The following is a 1,021-nucleotide window of genomic DNA, read 5'->3' as shown; positions in this document are numbered from 1 at the left end:
CGCGTGTTCAACCTGGGTCCGAAGGCGGTCGGCGAGCCCTTGCTGACCACGGGCGGCGCGTCGGTGGGGGTCCTGGACCAGCGCAAAGTTACCGACTACCTCGATGCGGACCGGCAGCTGCGGGACCAGATCATCGCGGCATTCGGGGTCCCCCCGGCTAAGCTCGGCATCATCGAGAGCGGAAATATCGGCGGCGGCACGGCAGAGGGCCAGGATAAAACATTCCGCGTCAATACCATTATTCCCATCGCGAACTTGATCCTGGAGAAGCTCAACTTCCACCTGCTGATGCGGGGATTCGGGATCGCCGACTGGCATCTGGAGTTCGCCGAGATCGATTTCCGGGACAGCAAGGTGGTCGAGGAGATCCGGCAGATCCGCCTGAACTCCGGCGCCTACACCGTGAATCGCTGGCGAGCGGAGATCGGGGAACCTCCCATCGACGGCGGCGACGACGCGATCCTCCTCGACCGGCAGGGCCCGGTTTTCTGGGCGGACATGGCGACCATGTCCAAGGCGACGATTGCCTACCGGACCGCGCCGCTCACCGCGGCCGGAGTCAACGGCTACGTGCCCGGTGTCCCCGACGCCGAGCTCGACCCGGCACCGGACCCGGTGGCGCCCGTCCCGGATGGGCGCCCGCAGCCGCAGGGCCCCGAGGACAAGCCCGGTCTTGCCGGTGACGCAGCCCAGGGCGAGCCTCCGGAGGAGCTATGGGACGAGTTGTACCGGCAGTGCCTGAACGAGGCGCTGGCCCGGATGTGAGCGTCCTGCGCGGGCATGCGGAGGAGTTCGACGCCGCGGCGCTCGGCGGCTTTCATGTCCGCTGGTACGGCTACGACGGTGGCCGGGCGGTCGGGCCCTTCGAGTCCGTCGACGAGGTCACCAGCTTCATGACCCGGAACCGGCTTCCTCGGCCCGACGAGCTCCTCGCGCCGGTCGAAGGGTGGTGATCTCGATGGGGCCCGGTCATCCGACACGCGCCCAGGACGTGCTGCCACTGATCGCGAAGCAGCTCGGC

At 68.1% G+C, this 1,021-nt stretch carries 2 protein-coding genes; both read left to right on the top strand.

Annotated elements, in window-relative coordinates:
* The coding region (locus tag AB0435_RS34335; RefSeq protein WP_366428768.1) for a phage portal protein at positions 1–765 on the top strand (765 nt) is incomplete at its 5' end.
* The gene (locus AB0435_RS34330; RefSeq protein ID WP_366428767.1) at positions 762–953 is read left to right on the top strand and encodes a hypothetical protein; all 192 of its coding nucleotides are present in this window, start codon (positions 762–764) and stop codon (positions 951–953) included. The genes AB0435_RS34335 and AB0435_RS34330, both read left to right, overlap by 4 nt.
* The last annotated feature ends 68 nt before the right edge of the window (positions 954–1,021 follow it).

The organism is Streptomyces sp. NPDC051173 (assembly GCF_040689515.1).
Lineage (GTDB): Bacteria > Actinomycetota > Actinomycetes > Streptomycetales > Streptomycetaceae > Streptomyces.
This window is presented reverse-complemented; position numbering and strand designations above follow the sequence as displayed.